This window comes from Mangrovibacterium diazotrophicum (assembly GCF_003610535.1).
GTDB classification, from domain to species: Bacteria; Bacteroidota; Bacteroidia; order Bacteroidales; family Prolixibacteraceae; genus Mangrovibacterium; species Mangrovibacterium diazotrophicum.
The window spans coordinates 976,082-995,603 of record NZ_RAPN01000001.1 but is presented as its reverse complement, the minus strand read 5'-3'; the positions used below and the strand labels follow the sequence as shown (position 1 = coordinate 995,603).

Sequence of the window (19,522 nt, the reverse complement as noted above, 5' to 3'; positions counted from 1 at the left end):
TTTATTCAGCAAGGATGCATTCTATTGCAATTGAAATTTGACTGCTTCGATGGTGCCGGTATAGGCAAATGGGGCCTGGTAACTCATCGACACCGGGGAGCCCAGGTCTTTACCAATATCCATGGTTTCTGTTGCCGAATAGCGCGCCGGAACCACTTTGTCGACTTTGGCCTCAGCTACTTGTTGGCCATTCACAAACAACCGGGCACTACCTCCACCTCCCGGTTCAATTGATTCCTGGGTATAAGCCATTTGAATGTCCAGCTCTCCTTCCGGCAGCGCAGTCGAGGCAACTTCGTAGTGATTCAGATGAAAGAAATTATAATAGTAAAACAACTTTCCTCCTTTAATGTACAGCGTATATCCGGCCGATGTTCCTCCGTTGGCTACAATGACTCCTTCATCACCTTTTGAATAATTAATTTTTGCTGAAATGGTATGCGTGCGGGCATAAACCGGAGGAGCACTTCCTTCCGGAATCCGTTCGGTTCCGGCCAGGTAGGTAAATTCGGTTTTTCCGCGAACCACTGAAGGACGATTCGGGTTGGTTGCCCGTTCAGCAAAACGATCGTCAAGCGGGTAAACATCATATTTTTTAGCTTCTTCATCGAATATCGTTTTAAGCTCTTCCAGTTTTTCGGGGTTTTCCGATGCTAAGTCATGGGCTTCCGAGAAATCATCGTCAATATGATACAACTCCCAGCTATTGTCTTTGAAACCGACTGACCCGGTTAGCTCCCAGGGGACGCCGTGGAATGAAGCGGCAACCCAGCCATTATCGTAAATTGCCCGGTGTCCGCCGGTTTCAAAATATTGAGTATGGCGTGTCCCCGATGCCTGGGCATCAGCAAACGAATAATTCATCGGAACGCCGGCAAGTGGTGTTTGCTCAACCCCGTTTATCCGTGTAGGCATGATGATATGTGCCGCTTCGTAAATGGTAGGGGCAATATCGATGACATGGTGAAACTGCGTTCTTTTTTCGCCTTTGGCGGTAATGGATGCCGGCCAGGAAACAATCATTCCGTTACGGGTTCCGCCAAAGTGGGAGGGGACGCGCTTCATCCACTGGAAGGGAGCACAACCGGCCCAGGCCCATGGCACAGCAAAATGGTTTTCATATTCGGGGCCACCCAAATCGTCCATGGCGCTTAATTGGCGTTCCACATTGTCGGGGAATCCGTTTTGAGTCATCATATTGTTCAAGGTCCCGCTCATGCTCCCTTCGGCACTGGAGCCATTATCACCAATAATGTAAACAATCATGGTGTTTTCACCTCCGGGAAGATCGCGGGCGGCTTGTATAAGTTTACCGGTCCAGTAGTCGGTGTGTGCCAAAAAGCCGGCAAATACCTCCATTTGGCGGGCATACAATTTCTTTTCGTCGGCGCCCAAACTATCCCAGGCGGGGATTGATTCCGGGCGGGCTGTCAATTCTGTATTTTCAGGTACAATACCCATTTCTTTTTGGCGGGCTAAGGTATGCTCGCGCATCGCATCCCAACCTTCGTCGAACTGCCCCTTGAATTTGTCGATCCATTCCTTGGGGGCATGAAGCGGAGCATGCGTTGCTCCGGTCGCAAAGTACATGAAATAGGGTTTATCCGGGGCGATAGACTTTTGTTGACGCATCCATGCGATCGCATCTTCGGTAATATCTTTCGTGAAGTGATAGCCTTCTTCCGGCGTCGTTTCCGGTTCTACAGGCGTTGTATTTCTGAACAACTGGGGATAGTACTGGTTGGTTTCACCGCCCTGAAAGCCGTAATAGTATTCAAAACCCAATCCGGTTGGCCATTGTTCAAAGGGGCCAATGGGACTGGTTTCCCAGTCGGGTGTGTTGTGCCATTTCCCCCAGGCGGCAGTGCTGTAGCCATTTTGTTTCAGCACTTCGGCCACTGTGCCGACATTTTTCCCCCAAATGCTATTGTAGCCGGGATAACCGGTCGAGAGTTCCGAAATGGTTCCGAAGCCGGCTTGATGGTGATTTCGGCCGGTTAGCAGTGCGGCCCGGGTGGGGCTGCAAATTCCGGTGGTATGGAAGCGGGTATAGGTCAGTCCGTCGGCTGCCAGTTGGTCCATGGCAGGCGTGGGAATTGGCCCTCCTGTAACTTCGGCCTGTCCAAAGCCGACGTCATCCAGTAAGATGATCAGCACGTTGGGAGCACCGGCCGGGGCTTCAAATGGTTGGGGATAATCTTCTTCCGAATCTTCGAACGAGGTTCCTATTTTTCCGTGAAACTCAGCGGGAGGGTGAGGTAAAACTTCCTCCTGTTGTACTGTTGTGGTGGTCGTGCTTTGGGTACACGAAAACAAAAGAAAGACAAGAAAGGGTAACGCAAGTTTTTTCATAATTATTTATTTAAACCGTTTGGATTGCCTGTCAAATCTTAGATATACTCGGTACACTCATCTGATTCAAGCTCCAGTTTTTTAGGCTGTTCTTCACCTCTTGCGCTAGCTTCTCCACAAGTTACAACATCTTCATTTAACGATTGCAGCAATTTGAGTTGAAAAGTTGAATCCATTTTTGACTGAATGAGTGTTGACAGCTATTGCAAAAAGCCGTTGATTACCGAACATATTTCCTGCTTTCGAATTTGGTGCATGCGATCCAATTGTGTTAATTTTGATAGCAGTTGAATAATCAGATAAACAGGAAATTATGAATCAAATCAATCAAAACTCAGCAAAACAAGCTGCCGATGGAATGCGGAAACTGATCATGGTGCAAGGTGTTGTGCTCTTGGTCGTCGGTTTAATCCTGCTTCTTTTTCCGGCAGCATCGTTAACCACTTTGGTCTTTATTTTAGGGGTGTATTGGTTAATTGAAGGGCTGGCAACGGTTTACAGCGCCTTTCAGCAACGCAGCCACAACCGGCACTGGTGGTGGAGTTTAATTAGCGGAGGGCTCGGCATACTGGCCGGATTCATCGTGTTGGCCAAACCCGGATCATCAACCGTATTCACCACATCCTTTTTGGTGAGCCTGCTCGGCTTTATCGCGATCATCAACGGGGTGTCGGCCTTGCTTACGGCCAACCAGCTGAAAAAGCGGCAACAGAACGGAAAGACCTACCTGTGGCGCGGAATTTTTGCGCTCATCCTCGGTATTCTGTTGATTGCAGCACCTTTCTCTTCGGCCTTGGTGATTGTGAAAATCATCGGAATCTTCCTGATCCTGGCTGGTCTGGTGACCATCGCGATGGCCCGCCAATTGAAGCTAAAAGCTTCCCGCTTTGCCTGACGGTTAAGCCATAGACCTGCTTCGTGCGTTCATTGGCAGCTCAGAAAAAAACACACCCGTATTCGATCTTCCACTGATCCGGAAGCCGAAACAACAAGCGGGGCGGCATTCGAATCACTCGATTGCCGCCCCGCTTTTCGAAGGCGTACAAAATCGTTTAGTCTGCAGCTTGATGCCGATGTGTTCTTGATTTGCGATTGTCCAGCCTCTTCCGGTTTATGCCGAAAGGATCGCTAATTGTTTGAATTTTACGGCCGGTCAAATTATTATTCCCCAAGATTATCTGCGAGCGCTTGTGCGAAAAGGCGGTTCAAAGCACATACACAATCTCCACTTTCGTGATCGTGAATTTCAGCTTCTTGATCTTCGGCATGTAGCAATGTCGCATAGGTGTTTTCATTGGCTACCGGCCCGGTTGAGGCGCTTGCAGTACGATTGCTGCTGATGGGGAAGAGGCGTCCCTCGTGAACGGTTCCCCAAATCGGAATATTTTTGATTTCGGTAGCTTCGCAAGTAACCGGGTTGTCACCCAGAATGGTAAAATTGGCCAACTTGCCGGCTTCAATGCTTCCCACTTCCTTTTCCAAACCTAGGGAGTAGGCGGCTTCAATGGTCACGGCTTTCAGAGCCCCTACGCGGCTAACCCGTTGCTCTTTCCCGGCAACCCGCCCGGATTTTGCAATCCGATTGACCCCGCAATCCATTAAAAACAGCGGTTGTCCCGGAGCCATGGGCATATCGGAATGATACGAAAAAGAAATGCCCGCTTTCTCCACATCAGCCATTCGAACCATGTTATCGGCTCGTTCCGGCCCTAAGCCATCCTTGCTGTACATATCCGCAAGGGCAGTAACATAGTACGGATTACCGCTTACAATGGCGCCTAACCGTTTAATTCGTTCAACCTGATCGGTGCCGGATACGGCAAAATGCACAACGACCATGCGATGATCATAACGCGGATTTCGTCGGATATTGGCCTCTAAATTATTTAAGAGCATATCTAACCCGGCGTCGCCGTTCACATGAACATGAATCTGGTAACCGGCATCCCAATACAGCTGGAAAGCTTTGGAAAACAGCTCGGGATCCATAATCCATTCGCCTTTGAAGTTACCATTGATGTATGGTTCGCGCAATTGAATGGCGAGTGAATAGATCGCTCCATCAGCAAACAGTTTGATTTCATTGGGAAGCATTTTCGTCATCCCATGGCACCAGTTGAGGGTTTTCTCGGTTTCCAAAATGGCATTCCCGGGGTAAAGGCTGTAGATGGACTTGCCATCGGGAATAAAATAAAAACGAAATGGACTGGAAGGATCGGATAAAACAGCATTCTCTGCTTCCTGTAACTTTTGCGAGTATAAGCCGCCCGGTTCGCAGGCGAGCGTTACGCCGTTGGTGTGGTAAAATGTTTGGGTGAGTTTCAATCCTTTTTGAAGTCGTTCCGGCGTAGCGATATAAGGTACTATTTTGGGAACGATGCCAAACATGCCCTGTTCCCAGAAATGACCTTCTGCCAAATTGGATTGAGCTTTCGCTGAACTTGAAAATTGACTGACCAATGTTTCGTCAATGCCCAATGTGTTTAATGCAACCGTGTTTAAGGTGAATTCGTGACAGGAGCGATGCCACACAATAATTGGGCGGGTAGAACTCAGTTTATCCAAATCCGAACGGGTTAAAGGCCCGTGGAATGAAGGGTGATAGCCCCAGGTGAAAAGTAATTCATCCTTTGTTTTCAATTGCTTGTTTGCCTCCTCCAGCCGTTGGCGGTATTCCTCCCGGTTATTTGCTGCCGGTATCGTTTTGTCAGGCAACACCCAGTCTTCAATGGCAATGATTTCAGACATCATAGCCAGGCTGCTTAACAAGGGATGGTCGTGTTGCGCGATTAAGCCGGGGACGATTACCTTGCTGTCGAAAGTCTTGTCGATGGTGAAATGCTGATCGCCGGCCGCGGCTTTTAATTCGTCCAGCGAACCGACGGCAAGGATCCTGTCGCCAACAACGGCCACAGCTGTTGCCTTTGGTTTATGGGAATCTAAGGTGACGATCTCCTTCGCGGTGTAAATCGTAATCTCCGGTAGTGGATTGGTCACATTCACGACGTCCTGAAGGGTGATGCTTTGGCCACACAGGTTGATTGATACGAATAGGCTTGCAAGAATTGTCAGTAAGTTGTTTAATTTCATGTTTGGTTTTTTAAAATTAAAGCCGGTTTAAAAAGGCTTTCGGTTGTTTACTTGTCTTTAGCAAAACCAGTTTTTTTCAACTCTAACAAAATTCACAAGCGCGGGCTGAATTTGAATGGAATGAACAAACTGATTCGTACGAGTTGAATCAGTTATTGGAAACATTTCCGCCTATCAATTTACGATACTTTAAAAAAGTAATTTGTACCGAAATGCCATTTTATTGAAATCTTATCCGTTTTTATCGCACCCGCTAATGTTTGTGTTGAATGGTAATCAACATCTCTCGGAAGTTTGACAGCGGCAAGCAGGAATTCGTGCTGTTTTGTTGGAAGCCCGGTCAATCGTCTCGCAATATTAAGCCGAGATTGTTTATCGAAACTATTAATCCCCTCCGGGAAATGATTAGCTATTGAGGATGGTCATGCTTTCTATGAATATGGAAACCATCCGGGATCGTTTCAAGGCGGAGCTCGGTAAACCCGGGTTTTAGCCGGGGTATTTTATCTAATCTTTTCTTTTCACATCCTTGTTTCACCGTTTTTCGCACTGATCCACCAAAAGCAATAAGTTTGTAAAAAACACGATTCACCAACAAAAATCACCAAACACCCTTACTATGCAAGCCAGAATGAAACAAAACCAACTGTCGGCCGAAGCTGTCGATCAGTTGCTGAGCAAAAAGGAAGTGGGGCACCTGGCCACTCTAAACAACGACGGATTTCCTTACGTGGTTCCGGTACACTTTGTCAAAACCGGAAACGAAATTTACATCCATGGTCTGAACATGGGCCAGAAACTGACCAATATTAAAGCCAACAGCAAAGTATGTTTTGAAGTGGAGCAGATGGAAGGCCTGATCCTGGATGACAAAGCCTGCGATGTGAATACCAAATACCAAAGCGTGGTTGCCTTTGGGCAAGCCGAATTAGTAGAAGAAACTGCTGAAAAAATAGCTGCTCTCGACCGAATTGTAGCCAAGTATACCCCGCAGCTGTCGGGACAACAATACCCTGAGAACATGCTGAAAGGAACGGGCGTAATTAAAATTACCATCGAAAGTATAACCGGAAAATATTTCGGATAGACCTCACCAGACGTAGCAGCTTCCCGGACGACTGAATCGGGGAGCTGCTTATTTATTGCTCAATTGTTGCCAGGCTGTGAGGCTGGCCTTAAGCTGGCGGCTTAGTTCGGCCATTTGCTCCGCGTTCATGGGGAATTTGGCGGGACGGCATTCGGGAATCACGGTTTCGAAACAAACCAGCCCGTCGAAGCCAATCTCTTCCAACACCTTCCGTTGATGTTGAAAGTCAATATGGCCGGTTCCCATTCCACCTCGTCCGGAGTCGGATACGTGGTAGCTGTACAGTCGTTCACCGTTTATTTTCCGCAAGGAGTCCAGCGGATTGGGCTCGTCGATATTCATATGAAAACTGTCGAGTACCAGTTTGAGGTTGTCGGCTCGCGATTCGTGCAGAATCCGCAACAACTCGTCGGCCGTGTGAACCAATGGAGTTTCGTAATGACAGCAGGCCTCGTAGGTTAACAGCACCTGTTGGGTTTTGGCGTAGTCGTTGAGTTGCCTCACGGCTTCGATGATTTGTTGCATCCCCGACTCGTAATCTGCTTGATTGGTCGTCCAAAACGACAATCCCTGCAGGGTTGCTACCGGCGCTTTCAAGGCCGCGGCATAGTCGATAACCTGCCGATAGAAAGCAACAGAATTTTCGAGAGTTGCACTTTCCTTATCGGGCGGCTGACAATTAAACGGGTCATAGCCCACGATTTCAATTGCGTATTTTCGGGCAGTTTCGATAACTTCCTGCGGCGAATACCGGCGAAAATCGCCACAAAACTGTAAGGCTGAAAAACCGATCGACTGCACTTTGGCAAATAACTCATCCAACTCCTCTAATCCAAAGGTCCACGAAACCGTTGCTAACTTCATTTGTCTGTTTTTATGAAGCTCTAACACCGAAGCAGTTTAATTGTTGCCGGTAATTGGGGCTAATCCGCCCGAATCGCCTTGTACAGGTAGTCGCTAATAATGCGGTATTCCTTGACTTTGCTCGTGTAATTGGCGCCCGTAAGAACGATCACCGTTTCGAACTCGGGCAGCACGACGATTTTCTGACCACCCCAGCCGTTGGCCGAGAACCAATGTACTGCTTGCCCGTTGTTGGTTTCATCTTTGGTCCACCAGGTGTAGCCGTAGCCCATGTCGCGAAGATCCTCGCCGGGAACATTGATGGACATATCGGGCAGAAAAGACGTGCTGCTTTTGGAAATCCATTCCGGAGAAACGATTTGCTGATCGTTCCACTTCCCATTTTGAAGCATCATCATCCCTATTTTTAACATGTCGCGCGGGCGAAGTTTCAATCCGGCAGCCACATGGTACTCGCCGGTTGGGTAGATAATGTTCCACTCGGCTTCTTTCAAGCCCAGTGGGCCGAACAGGTATTCGTCCGAGAATGCCTGAACACTCATGCCGCTGGCATTTTCCAAAATCTTGCCCAACACTTCGATACCTCCGCCACTGTAGTTAAAGAGCGTTCCGGGAACCGCCACAAAGGGGCGTTGCAGGTAATAGTCAATCGGCCCTTTGGGGTGGAACCAGATGTTCACCTGGTCGTTCTCGCGGCTGCTGAGCGGAGCATTCCACTCGGCCCATTGCAGTCCGCCGGTGCAGGAGAGCAAGTGCTCGATGTTGATGTAATGCTTGTCTCCCGTGTTGAGGTATTCGTATTCGGGCATGTAGTCGAAAACAGATTGCTGCACATCGCGAATAAAGCCTTTGTCGATCGCAATGCCAATGCAAAGTGAAATGATACTCTTGCTGACCGAATGCACAAAGTGCGTCCGCCCGGGTGTCCATTGCACCAGTTCTCCGTAATGATCAGGCGCATCCCACTGGTAATCGTGTCCGTTGAAATATCCCTCCAGCACCAGTTTCCCGTTTTTAGAAATCAGCAACGAATGCACTTCGCCATATTTGCCTTTTTCAATTCGCTCAACTGCCTTTTCAATTGGCGAAATATCCATGTTGACATCGGTTAACGAGGCAACCGGAAGATCTGCTTCAGTAGCAGCAGGAGGCGAGTAGACGTATTGGCCGCTCGACGAAGATTGACAGGCATCGAGAAAAAACAGGAAGACGAGCAAATGGAATAGTCTGTTGATTTGAAATGACATCGTTTTTTTTGACGCTTGGTTTTACCAGGACTTACCGAAAAAGCTAGTCGTTGGTTACATCGGTTGCCCCGTGCACCTGCATCGAAAAGCTATTCGACGCGCGAAGAAATCAGGCATAATTTTCCAATTATACGGCACCCTCGAGGCTTCTGCAAACAGATGCAACAATAGTTCTGCCGTTATAAAAAGAAGCCATTCCCGGGTAGTTACAACTACCAGATCGTGATGCGATTTTCTTCGGGCTGAAACATTTTATCGCCCGGCTGCACATCAAATGCCGCATAAAAAGGCGTGGTGTTCATCAACGGTCCGTTGACGCGCCAAATTGGCAATGAGTGCGGGTTACTCCGGATCCACAAACGCTGGTATTCGTCTTTCATCTTTACCCGCCAGATTCGCGCAATCGACAGGAAGAAACGCTGATCGGGCGTGAAGTTTCCCACTTTAGCCGTGTCTTGCCCTTCCGGTGTCATTTTAAAGGCATCATAAGCAACGGCAACACCTGCAATATCAGCTGTGTTTTCACCAACAGTCATCGCTCCGTTTATGTGCAGGGAGTCCAAGACCGTAAAAGTGCTGTACAAATCAATAACCTGTTGTATCCGGGATTTAAACTTGTTGTAGTCCTCGTCTGTCCACCAGTTGCTAACATTGCCGTTTTTATCGAACTGTGCGCCCTGGTCGTCAAAAGTGTGCGTCAATTCGTGACCAATCACCATCCCGATACCGCCATAATTCAAGGCATCGTCAGCTTCATTATCAAAATACGGAGCTTGTAAAATACCTGCCGGAAAAACAATCTCGTTCGCCGAAGGATTATTGTAAGCAGTCACGGTTGACGGAGTTGTATACCATTCGCTTTTATCGACCGACTTACCCAATTTGGCCAGTCCGCGTTCGTAGTTGGCCGTTGCAGCCGACACCACGTTCTCGAAATAGGTATCGCGTCCCACCTTCACGGCGCTGTAATCTTTCCACTTGTCCGGATATCCAATCTTCTTCGTGATGGCGAACAATTTTTCTTTGGCTTTTTGCTTGGTGCTGTCGCTCATCCAGTCCAACTTATCGATTCGGGCGGCATAAGCCGTTTGCACATTATTCACCAAATCGAGCATCCGTTCTTTGGCACTTTCGGGGAAATATTCTTTCACATACAATTGACCCAGAGCTTCACCCAGGTAATGGTCAACAGCGCTGGCCATTTTTTCGCCGCGTGTTTTGGGCTTTGCCTGGCCCGAAATAACTTTTGTAAATGCAAAAGAGGCGTCTACAAATGCCTTGCTGAGGTCGTCAGCATAGTTGGTCAGCGAATTAGCTTTCAAATATATTTTCCAGTCAGCGACGGGGATACTTTTCAAAAGCCCGTTTAGCTTCTCGTAGTATGCCGGTTGCCCCACATCAATGGAATCAGTTTGAGCTCCCAGCAGACTAAGGTACGCTGACCAGCCAATATTGGGTTGACCAGCCTGTAGTGCAGACACCGCCATTTTATTGTAATTGGCTTTCACATCCCGCAGTTCAACCCGTGTCCGGTGCGAAGCTGCCAGTTGCTTGTCGATTTCGTACACCAAAGCCGCATTTTTCTGCGCTTCTTCCGCCGAAGTTCCTGTGAGTTGAAATAGGCTGGCCAGGTATTCTTTATAAGCTTCCTGGATTCCGATAGTTGCGGGGTCTTTCTTGAAGTAATAATCACGATCGGGCAAGCCAATTCCCGTTTGATAAGCATGAGCGATGTTCATGCTACTGTTTTTATCATCGGGACCGATGTACACCCCCATTAACGAGCCATTGCCCGTTTTTGAAGCATCGGCAACAAAACTCATTAAGGACGGCAGATCGGCAATCGCATCAATCGCATTCAATATCGGTTTCAATGGCTCGTAACCACGCTGCTCAATCGTGGCGGTATCCATCCCCGAAGCATAGAAGTCGCCTACTTTCTGCTCCAGGCTCCCCTCCGGGTAGTTTCCCTGCGCAACACTATCCAAAATTGCCTGCAAGCGTAAGCGCTGCGGATAATTCATGAACATATAGGCGCCAACGCCAGCCTGCGTCTCGGGTATGGGAACCGAATCGTACCAGGTACCGTTGACATATTTAAAGAAATCGTCTCCGGGACGCAGAGAATTATCGACACCGGTGATTTCAATCAGTTTCTTTTCTGGATGTGTTGTGCAGGCGGCCAGAATTAGCGCCGCAGCGAAAGGGAAAAACAGCTTTTTCATCTTCTAAATGAATTTAATGAGGAAAGGATCATTGATTGAGCTATAATAACGGGCACAGTTAATCAATTTTGCTATTCTTAAACAAGATACAATTTCTGTTCTCATTATCGTAGTTTTCAGACTTTTTAATCCGAAAACTTAGAAGGAAATTCAAACCGGTACTTTGTTTACTTCTTTTAGCAATCAGCACAGGCTGAAGGCTTGCCGTCTTCCCGGCAGTTCGCTTCATCGATTGCCACCGATTCAAAAACATCTAAAAAAAAGACCCGGCACTCATCGAATCGAGAATGCCGGGCTTTTTTTGAAGTTTACTGATATTGGTACACAAAGCCCCGGTCAAGTGGGCTTTTTCAACAAGAGAAAAAGAGAAATTTATTTGTTAGAATTTAATTCCAATCCCAAACTGGTGGACGATTTCCTCGTGATACATCACTCCGTATTTGAGCACCATTTTGTTGCCCAGGTTGAGTAATAAACCACCTTCGGGGAAGAAAACAGATTCTGTCTGATCGGTGTTTTTTAGCCAGTCGTTTTCCCAGTAGTCGCCGCTGCTGCTGTAATAAACTTTGGCTTCCTCGTAAACGGGGTAATAGCCAAAACCAGCACCCAGATAGCCATACAATGGGTAAGCCAGTTTGAAGGTCGCACCTATCGAGAGGGCAACGTTGGCATATAACTTTTCTCCGGTCATTTTAATATCGCCCGGACGATCGCTTTCGCCGTTGTCGTCCACATCATAGCTCACGCTGGAGAATTTGAAGATGTCCGAATTCATTTTCAGGTTGTAGTAAAAGCCCAGTTTATTTACATTTAAACGAATGGTGCTGATTCCAATCGGACTCTCGGTATCGTAGGTGTAGAGCAGAAAACGAGCACCTTTCTGATTCAATTTACTCTCTGTCTTCTTTAGCTTGGATGCTACGATTTTGCTGTTGGCGCCATTCGGATAGTTCTCCTGGTACTTCCGGTAAAAGTTACGGGCCTGGTAATAATCCTTTTCGGCATAAGCCTCTTCTGCGATTTTGAAATAACTGTTTTCAATAATCTGTTTGGCCTCCGATGCATATTTCCCGTTCGGATACTGACGAATGTAATCTTCGTAGTTTTCGACGTAATTGTTGTTTTTTGCCTTCTGATAAAGGTCGTTTTCTTTGCGTTCCGACAGTCTTCGACTTACTTCATCCCGGTGACTTCCATCCGGATAATTGCTTAAATAGAAACTGAGAGCCTGTTGGCTGCCATCGGAAATTGCTTTTTGATAGGCTGCATTGTCCAGTTGGCTATTGATATCCTGAATACTTTTTTCTGCGTCGGCACGGTGGGCGCCATATGGATAAGTTTCGAGGTATGCTTTGTATTTTTCGGTATTATGACGATCCACAGCCAGCGCCCAGGCATTGTCTTCCTTTTGGGCTTCCGACAATACCGTGGATTGAAGACTTTTTATTTCCTGGTATTCCACCAGTTCCGGGTCGGGATTCAAGGCGAAATAAGCCGGAATTTCGATCTTGGCTTGTTGCCAGTTTTCAATTTTCACCAGCGACTTAATCAGCATGGGCTGGATGCGGATATTGGTACTTCCCAACAACTCTTTTGTTTGCAACAAAAGATCGGCCGCTGTTTCGTAGTTTCCTTGATCGTAGGCCTCGCGCGCCTGCTTGAAGTTTTGAAAGGCTTTCTGCTCATTCGCCGATGATTGGGCGTAAGAGCTGACTCCTGTGAAAAGAGCAATCAGCAGGATGACAATTCTTTGCATTTTCATATTTGTTCTTTTGAGGTTTTATTCACTGTATGGGGCTGAAATGATGTATCTGTGGTCGTGTGTGCCGGAAAAAGCTTTTTTAAACTCGCCATCGTTTATAATGATGACCAGCGCGGTGCTTTTCCCCATCTCCCGGCTTAATCTCAGTTCAATGTAGTTGTCGCCTTCGTCCAGCGTGTAATTGACGGTGGTTTTGCCACCAGGTGAATTGTGAATGTAGTCGACAAATTCACCGTTGATGTACAAATCGTAATAGTCGTCCTGTACACTGTTCTCATCGTAAACCGTAATTTTTGTTTCTCGTTTGGAAACAACACCTTCTCCATCCAGACTAGGGGTGAAGGTGACATCCAAAGCTTGTGATTTCAGCGCGTTGATCGACTTTTCGGTTTCGAGCAGATCAAGCGTCAATTTGTTCGCGCCGGTTTTTAATTTTAGGTCGCTATCGAAGGAACCGTCATCTTTTATGGACGCATAAGTCGTTTCTATTTTTTCTCCGCTTATTCTGACGATTTTGTTTTTGAATGATTTTGAAATTTTCCCTTTCAGCTTGTAGTTGGGGGTTGCAACCGTCTTGGAGCTAAGCACGGCGATTGGCTTTTTCAGCCCTTCGTACTTTTCCCGTTGCTGCTGTATAATTCCAGCCCAGTTTGACAGAATTTGGTCTTCCTGCTGTCTTTGTCGCTTTGCTGCTACATCGCTTTTGGTTGTGGCATTTTCAGGGGTGTCCCAGAAGTCGCTCTGTTCTGTTTTCTTTTCGCTTTCAGGCGTGCTCCAAAAATCATCTGAAGTCATTTTAGCCTCTTTGGCTCTTTTCTCGCGCTCCTCGAAATCGCGGATAATTGCTTGGATATCTTCGACCGGCCAAATCACTTTCACAATATCGGCGGAAGTGCTGTAGTTCTCGTAATCCGATCTGTTCAGCTGTTTAAATTGACTGTCGAACCATTTATGGCCCTGGTAGAAATTGATATCGTCGCTGTATTCGAAGGTATATTTGGGCCAGGCGATGTCGGTACCGAATTTTTCCTGGTAAGCATGAATCTCCTCATACAAGCCAATCTTTCGAAAGTAGTCCCATTTCAAATCATTGCAATAGGGAAAAAGCTCGTCCCAGGCACAACTGCCGGGCAGCGACCAGTCAACTTCCTGTCCCGAGTAGCCGATCACTTCCGGAACAATGTGAATTTTGCCCGCCTGTGCAACGTATTGCCCCTCGTTTTTGTAGTAAAGGATTTTGCTTTCAACCTCGATGTACAAGGGTTTGATATGGTTCCAGCGATCGAATAAGTCCGGGTATTTCTGAATGTCCCGAATCATGACCACCGTATCGCTCAGCACCGATACCCACTGCGGGTAACCTGTATTCAGCGCATTGTCCCATTCCCAGTAAAACCGAAATTGGTGAACCGGTTCGCCGCCTGCAGTCGAAAGGCTGTAGTCGACTCTGAAATTGCCAATCAGGTTGGCGGCCTGCGTTGCCGAACCGTATGAATCGGAGTTATAGTTTTGGCCCCACATGCTGCCGCTGTGTTTTCGGTCGGCTGCTGCGGATTTGGCAGCCGCATTCGTTTCCCGTGCTGCTTCCTCCTTGTTCAGTTTTTCCTGTATTTGCGCCAGCTTCTTTTGGGCTGCTTCGTCGCCCGGCTTTGCCTGAAGCGCTTTCAGATAGGCACTTTTAGCACCTTCGTAGTCGCCTTTTTTTTCCAGATCCTCACCGGCTTTCAGCTGGTTTTTGTATTCATTGTCCAATTGCTGCGCCTTCAGCTTTTCTTTGGTTTCAGCCAGCCTTTCGCGGGCGTGGGCGTTCGAACTGTCAATCTTCAGGGCTTCCTGGTAAAGGCTTTGGGCCTCCTCGTAGTTGCCGCCGGAAAAGGCGCGGTCGGCATCGGCCAATTTCGAGGAAACCGCTTTTTTCTTCTCTATTTCTTTGATCTTTCCTTCGATGTCGGGGCTATCGCTCGATAGCTGCTCGATTCTCAGGTTACTCAGCGATAGCTCTGCCAGACGGTCGCGGTAGTCAGCATCTTTCACCCCAAGCATTTCGGTTACATAGTAGGTTTGCCCAAAACAACCACCCAACCAGTCAATCACGTTGGTCATTTTTATTCGACCCAGTTTGTATGCGCCGCAATACACGTCGGCACTCAGGTCAGTATAACCGCACTCCGGTTTGCTAAACGCTTCGGCACCTAAATCGGCAGCTGTGTAGCGCACACCATCGCTGATATACGCGCTGGAGGTGATGCTTTTCGTGTTTTTCGTGATAGTGACATGAATCTCTCCGTAACAATTGATGAACTCCCAGGCGAAAGGAATCTGAAGTTCATAGCCGTTTTCGCTTGGCGTGTATGTAACATTGAGCTTTTGAACTTCCTGTGCAAAAGCAATATTGGCAGATATTAAAAGCGAGAATAAGAAGACTAAACCTTTCGTAATGGAAGATCCCGTTTTCATAGAGTTTTTACTGAGTTTTTTTAATAGAACAGGTGTTAAGGCTGATCAATTCTGGTTTGGTTTTTTCTGGTTTGGTGAACCCGAAAAAAGTGATTGCTTTTCAATGGCCTGATTCGGTTTGCGCACTAAAACTACAAGTATGTATGGGCTAATAATTGTAAAAAACGGTCATTTTTGTTTTGAAAGATTTGGTCGAACAGCTTCAAAATCTGTTGGCCAATCTTCGGAATCGACACCAGTTTCAAATTGCCGCAACTGAATGCAGAAACTCCGTTGCCGGAATCTGCCATGGTCGGGTTTTCATAAATCCGAAGTTGTTCATGAAGGTCTCCCGTATTATATTCTTGGTATCTAAACGTCATAGCACTCCCAGTTTTATTTTATCAATAAAATTTCGCGAACCAGAGTCCGATCAGTTTTTCTCCGGTCTGAAAGCTTCAGCCCGGTTGGTTTCGTTTTTGTAATTGGGAAATCAGCGCAATTTCAAAAATGTACACATCGCAACCAGTACACGACGAATTGTACACAGCTCTAATATCGGATCTTTAATTGGTTTTGCCACTAATAACCGACCTTTATGTCCGATTTATAGACGTATGGACAAAAATACCGGATGAATAAGAGAAATTAGTTCTAATTTCTTGCGTCCTGATGACATCTGTAAAAGAACATATGTGATGTACAAACTATTCGGAATCGGTTCAGTGAGAACAAATCAGATGAATGGAGGCTCATTTGTGGAATGTCGTCCCGAATTTATCGGGGAATTTGTTAATCATTGTAACGACATGCCCTGTTTTTTAGCCCTGTTTCACGGCTGCTTTCACACGGTCAATTTGGTCTTGCAGCAGTCGTTGGGCTTCTTCAGTTTTTACCTCGATGAAACGCATGCAGTCGCCGGGGCGCATTTGTCCAAGCAAGGGCAGATCGGCTGAAATGGCGTTGGCAATTTTGGTATAGCCGCCCACGGTTTGGCGGTCGGCCAGCATGATGATCGGCTCGCCGTGCGAAGGAACCTGGATGGTTCCGTTGGCAATTCCCGAGGAAAGTATATCGGCTCCGGTTTTATGCGCAACAGGCGGTCCGCTCAGCCGGTAACCCATTCGGTCGCTTTGCGGGCTGACAGTGTAGGTGCAATTCAGGAAAATCTGCAATCCTTCGCGGGTAAAGGCCGTGACTTCGCTTCCGGCAATAATCCGGATTTCGTTGGTTGGTTGCGGTAAACAAGTCGGATTATCCGTCAAGCTTCTTTGTTGAAACGGACGCGCTTCACCAAGAGGAAGCACATCGCCATTCTCGAGCGCTCGCCCTTGCCAGCCTCCCAGTTTACCTCTCAGGTAGGTCGATTTGCTGCCCATGACGACCGGAACGTCCAGCCCTCCAGCAAAGGCGATGTAATTCCGCAAGCCGCGCTTGCAGGTTCCCAGTTTCAGCATATCGCCTCGGCAGATCCGATGGTTGCAGTTTAAAGCAATGGGAGAACCATTCAATCGCAGGTCTGTTTCAGCACCGCAAACGGCGATTTCCGCATCCGCAAGGAATTCAATTTCGGGCCCCAGGAAAGTTGTTTCCAGGCAGGCTTCATCCGGCGAATTTCCAACCAGCAGATTGGCCAGGCGCAACGACACCAAATCCATCGCGCCGGAAACAGGCATACCATATTGCTGGTAGCCAAGTCGCCCGGCATCCTGAATGGTGGTGAGCAGTCCTTTTTGAATGATCCGGATTTTACGCATCGTACTCATTTAATTGGTCAAACTCTGTTTGGCTGATGGGGTAGAAGCGAATGCTGTTCCCGGCTTCAACCAGAAACGGTTGCTCACGCTCGGGATTGAAAAGCTTAAGTGGTGTTCGTCCAATAATCTGCCATCCTCCGGGGCTTTCGATGGGATAGACACCTGTTTGCTCGCCGGCAATACCCACCGAGCCTGCCCGAATTTTGGCTGAGGGCGTTTTTTTGCGCGGAGTCGCCAACAGGGCAGGCATTCCTCCCAAATAGCAAAATCCGGGTGTGAAGCCGAGCATATAAACTTTGTAAATCGGTGCGCTGTGTTGGGTAATCAATTCTTCTTCAGTCAGCCCGGTATGTTGCAGCACCACCTCCAAATCGCTGCCGAAAGTTGGCCCGTACAACACCGGAATTTCGACAATTTTCATTTCGCTTTCAGCTGGTGTTATACCTTGTTGTTCCAGCTCTTTCAGTTTATCCACCAGTTCGTGAATTCCGATTTCGAGTGGGTTGTAATGAACGATCAGTTTCGTATAAGACGGTACCAGTTCGATGATTCCCGGAATTTCAAACTCCTTTAAAATCCGCATGTAGGCGTAGATTTTCCGATTGGTTTCTTCGTTAATCGAGTCGCCGAAGGTGAGTTGGATGGCCGAGTCTCCCAAGGGGAAATAGCTAATCATGTGTGGTCGTGATTGGTTCGATCTTTAGGTCGTTTGCGACCAATGCATCGTGAATGGCTTTGGCCAGGGCAATCGCTTCTGGGTTGTCGCCATGGATGCAAATACTGTCCGCCTGAATGGCGATTCGTTTCCCACCGATGCTCTCAACGGTTCCAAGCGTTACCATTTGTAGAACTCGGGAGGTGCAGCTTACCGGATCGTGGATCACAGCTCCGTCGAGTTGCCGGGAAACCAGCTGGCCTTCGTCCGTGTAGGCCCTGTCGGCAAATACCTCGGACACGAACTGAAGTTGAAACGCTTTTGCAGCTTCGCCCATTTGCGAGTTGGCCAACCCGACATAAAGCAGTTTCGGATCGGCTTTGTAGATTGCTCTGGCAATCGCACTGGCCAAATTAATGTCTATTGCTGCCTGGTTGTACAATGCACCGTGCGGCTTCACATGTGTCAGCTTACAGCCTTCGGATTCGGCGATTTTCTGTAATTTTTTGATCTGCTTAAATACCAGCTCTTCAGCTTCACTAGCTGTTAAATCCATCGGCGTGCGGCCAAAGTTGGTCTTGTCATCGTAGCCCGGATGTGCCCCAATACTCACGCCACATTTTTTCGCCAGAAGCACAGTCTCGCGCATGGTCATTTCATTGCCTGCATGGTAGCCACAAGCAATATTTGCAGATGAAATAAAAGGCATTACTGCAGCATCGTTGCCGATTCCTTCACCCAGGTCACAATTCAAATCTACATGCAAAATTTTCATCACAGCAAACTTACAATACTTTTTAATCCCAGCGCAATGGCCACCACAACAACGATAATTGCTGTGATGTTTTGCCAGCGGTTATTGGCATGCACGCTCAGCAATTTTTTGTTATTCATGACAATCACTAAGAATATGGCGATGAACGGCAACAAAAGGCCGTTCGCGATTTGAGCAAACAAGATTGCCTGGATGGGTTTGTAACCCAAAAGCGAGAAAACGATGCCGATTAAAAGGACAGATCGCCAAACGAGTTTGAAGCGGAGATCGCCAAAGCCAGCCTTCCATCCCAATATTCCGGAAGTGGCGTAGGCGGCAGCCAAGGGTGCGGTGATGGCCGACGAAATACCGGCTGCGAACAAGCCAAGCGACATGAAAATGCGGGCCCAGTTCCCGAGCAACGGTTCAAGTTGTTCGGCCAGATCTCCGGCTCCTGTAATGGAAACCGCGTGCCCGTGAAAAGTCATCGCTGCTGTGATGACGATCGACATTGAAATCAATCCTCCAAGGATCACAGCCGTTGACAGGTCCGTGCGGGCTTTGCCCAGATCGGAGGCGCTTTTCCAGCGTTCCTGCACAGCCGAGGCATGCAAAAACAGGTTGTAGGGTACTACGGTTGTTCCAATTAGCCCCATGACGAAAACAAACGAACCTTCAGGTATCGCCGGTACAAACATGCCCTTCAGAATAGCCCACAGGTCAGGTTGAATAAAAAAGGCTGTGGTAATAAAGGTCAGGCTCATGAGGATGACCAGCCCGATGATGAACTTCTCAAGGCTTTTGTAACTTCCCAGTTCCAGGATCAGCCAGGCAAGCAAACCAATCACCGGCCCCCAGATTTTCAGGTTCAGGTTTCCGATTGGGATAGTGGATAAACCGGATAGTTCTTCCAAACTCAAGGCAGCACCAAGGATGTTGCCAGTTTCGTAGGCTGCATTTCCAACTAAAATAGCCGAAAGCACGAGGGCGATCGCCAGGTATTGCATCGCCGGGTTTGCAAACTGTTGTCGAACGGCTTCGCCCAGGCCCATGCGGGTAACCAAGCCCAAGCGCGCAGCTTTCTCCTGCAATACGATCGTAGCCAAAATACTAAAGGTTAGTCCCCACAAAAGGACATAGCCATAATTGGCTCCGGCTAAAGTACAGGTGGTTATTGTTCCCGGCCCGATGAATGCGGCGGTGACCAGCACGCCCGGCCCGAGGTCTTTGAGCTTTTGGAAAAATTGCATATTCAGGGTTTAATCGCCTAAATATACGAGATTGCCTGAGATT

General features: G+C 47.8%; 14 protein-coding genes. 2 read left to right on the top strand and 12 right to left on the bottom strand.

Features of this window, described 5'->3' with window-relative positions; genetic code table 11:
- Positions 1-21 precede the first annotated feature (21 nt).
- Positions 22-2,352, bottom strand: coding sequence for an arylsulfatase (locus BC643_RS03975; RefSeq protein WP_120271865.1), 2,331 nt, complete (start codon positions 2,350-2,352; stop codon positions 22-24).
- A 313-nt stretch (positions 2,353-2,665) separates the two neighbouring features.
- Between BC643_RS03975 and BC643_RS03970 the strand changes: the two genes are divergently transcribed.
- Positions 2,666-3,247, top strand: a complete 582-nt coding sequence (locus BC643_RS03970) for an HdeD family acid-resistance protein (protein ID WP_120271864.1) — start codon at positions 2,666-2,668, stop codon at positions 3,245-3,247.
- A 266-nt stretch (positions 3,248-3,513) separates the two neighbouring features.
- Here the strand turns inward: BC643_RS03970 and BC643_RS03965 are convergent, their stop codons facing one another.
- Positions 3,514-5,442: an amidohydrolase gene (locus BC643_RS03965; protein WP_120271863.1), complete on the bottom strand. Its 1,929-nt coding sequence runs from the start codon at positions 5,440-5,442 to the stop codon at positions 3,514-3,516.
- Between the two features lie 619 nt (positions 5,443-6,061).
- Here BC643_RS03965 and BC643_RS03960 point away from each other — a divergent pair.
- Positions 6,062-6,529 (top strand): pyridoxamine 5'-phosphate oxidase family protein, encoded by a 468-nt coding sequence (locus tag BC643_RS03960; RefSeq protein ID WP_120271862.1) that lies wholly within the window; start codon positions 6,062-6,064, stop codon positions 6,527-6,529.
- 48 nt (positions 6,530-6,577) lie between these two features.
- On the opposite strand, the gene BC643_RS03955 is transcribed toward BC643_RS03960, so the two are convergent.
- From BC643_RS03955 to BC643_RS03905, 10 genes are all read right to left on the bottom strand, one after another.
- A complete protein-coding gene (locus tag BC643_RS03955) occupies positions 6,578-7,393 on the bottom strand; it encodes a sugar phosphate isomerase/epimerase family protein (protein WP_120271861.1) in 816 nt (271 codons plus the stop codon).
- A gap of 59 nt (positions 7,394-7,452) precedes the next feature.
- On the bottom strand, positions 7,453-8,640 hold the full coding sequence (locus tag BC643_RS03950; RefSeq protein WP_120271860.1) for a serine hydrolase domain-containing protein: 1,188 nt from the start codon (positions 8,638-8,640) through the stop codon (positions 7,453-7,455).
- A gap of 212 nt (positions 8,641-8,852) precedes the next feature.
- Positions 8,853-10,865 carry a M13 family metallopeptidase gene (locus BC643_RS03945; RefSeq protein WP_120271859.1) on the bottom strand — a complete coding sequence of 671 codons (2,013 nt, stop codon included), beginning with the start codon at positions 10,863-10,865 and terminating at the stop codon, positions 8,853-8,855.
- A gap of 379 nt (positions 10,866-11,244) precedes the next feature.
- Positions 11,245-12,627: a hypothetical protein gene (locus BC643_RS03935; RefSeq protein WP_120271857.1), complete on the bottom strand. Its 1,383-nt coding sequence runs from the start codon at positions 12,625-12,627 to the stop codon at positions 11,245-11,247.
- A gap of 18 nt (positions 12,628-12,645) precedes the next feature.
- Positions 12,646-15,084 (bottom strand): tetratricopeptide repeat protein, encoded by a 2,439-nt coding sequence (locus tag BC643_RS03930; protein WP_120271856.1) that lies wholly within the window; start codon positions 15,082-15,084, stop codon positions 12,646-12,648.
- 131 nt (positions 15,085-15,215) lie between these two features.
- Positions 15,216-15,446, bottom strand: a complete 231-nt coding sequence (locus BC643_RS03925) for a hypothetical protein (RefSeq protein WP_120271855.1) — start codon at positions 15,444-15,446, stop codon at positions 15,216-15,218.
- A gap of 438 nt (positions 15,447-15,884) precedes the next feature.
- Positions 15,885-16,820, bottom strand: a complete 936-nt coding sequence (locus BC643_RS03920) for a 5-oxoprolinase subunit C family protein (protein WP_120271854.1) — start codon at positions 16,818-16,820, stop codon at positions 15,885-15,887.
- Positions 16,813-17,496: a 5-oxoprolinase subunit PxpB gene (pxpB, locus tag BC643_RS03915; RefSeq protein WP_120271853.1), complete on the bottom strand. Its 684-nt coding sequence runs from the start codon at positions 17,494-17,496 to the stop codon at positions 16,813-16,815. Before pxpB ends, BC643_RS03920 begins: the two co-directional genes overlap by 8 nt.
- Positions 17,489-18,250, bottom strand: coding sequence for a 5-oxoprolinase subunit PxpA (locus tag BC643_RS03910; protein WP_211337979.1), 762 nt, complete (start codon positions 18,248-18,250; stop codon positions 17,489-17,491). Before BC643_RS03910 ends, pxpB begins: the two co-directional genes overlap by 8 nt.
- Positions 18,250-19,479, bottom strand: coding sequence for an Nramp family divalent metal transporter (locus BC643_RS03905; RefSeq protein ID WP_120271852.1), 1,230 nt, complete (start codon positions 19,477-19,479; stop codon positions 18,250-18,252). Before BC643_RS03905 ends, BC643_RS03910 begins: the two co-directional genes overlap by 1 nt.
- Between the last annotated feature and the right edge of the window lie 43 nt (positions 19,480-19,522).

Excerpts from the sequence above, each read along its gene's own strand:
- BC643_RS03935 (WP_120271857.1), bottom strand. The coding sequence starts at position 12,627 with ATGAAAATGCAAAGAATTGTCATCCTGCTGATTGCTCTTTTCACAGGA.
- BC643_RS03965 (WP_120271863.1), bottom strand. The coding sequence starts at position 5,442 with ATGAAATTAAACAACTTACTGACAATTCTTGCAAGCCTATTCGTATCA.
- BC643_RS03975 (WP_120271865.1), bottom strand. The coding sequence starts at position 2,352 with ATGAAAAAACTTGCGTTACCCTTTCTTGTCTTTCTTTTGTTTTCGTGT.
- BC643_RS03950 (WP_120271860.1), bottom strand. The coding sequence starts at position 8,640 with ATGTCATTTCAAATCAACAGACTATTCCATTTGCTCGTCTTCCTGTTT.
- BC643_RS03910 (WP_211337979.1), bottom strand. The coding sequence starts at position 18,250 with ATGAAAATTTTGCATGTAGATTTGAATTGTGACCTGGGTGAAGGAATC.
- BC643_RS03970 (WP_120271864.1), top strand. The coding sequence starts at position 2,666 with ATGAATCAAATCAATCAAAACTCAGCAAAACAAGCTGCCGATGGAATG.
- BC643_RS03945 (WP_120271859.1), bottom strand. The coding sequence starts at position 10,865 with ATGAAAAAGCTGTTTTTCCCTTTCGCTGCGGCGCTAATTCTGGCCGCC.
- BC643_RS03925 (WP_120271855.1), bottom strand. The coding sequence starts at position 15,446 with ATGACGTTTAGATACCAAGAATATAATACGGGAGACCTTCATGAACAA.
- BC643_RS03905 (WP_120271852.1), bottom strand. The coding sequence starts at position 19,479 with ATGCAATTTTTCCAAAAGCTCAAAGACCTCGGGCCGGGCGTGCTGGTC.
- BC643_RS03930 (WP_120271856.1), bottom strand. The coding sequence starts at position 15,084 with ATGAAAACGGGATCTTCCATTACGAAAGGTTTAGTCTTCTTATTCTCG.
- BC643_RS03920 (WP_120271854.1), bottom strand. The coding sequence starts at position 16,820 with ATGCGTAAAATCCGGATCATTCAAAAAGGACTGCTCACCACCATTCAG.
- BC643_RS03960 (WP_120271862.1), top strand. The coding sequence starts at position 6,062 with ATGCAAGCCAGAATGAAACAAAACCAACTGTCGGCCGAAGCTGTCGAT.
- BC643_RS03955 (WP_120271861.1), bottom strand. The coding sequence starts at position 7,393 with ATGAAGTTAGCAACGGTTTCGTGGACCTTTGGATTAGAGGAGTTGGAT.
- pxpB (WP_120271853.1), bottom strand. The coding sequence starts at position 17,496 with ATGATTAGCTATTTCCCCTTGGGAGACTCGGCCATCCAACTCACCTTC.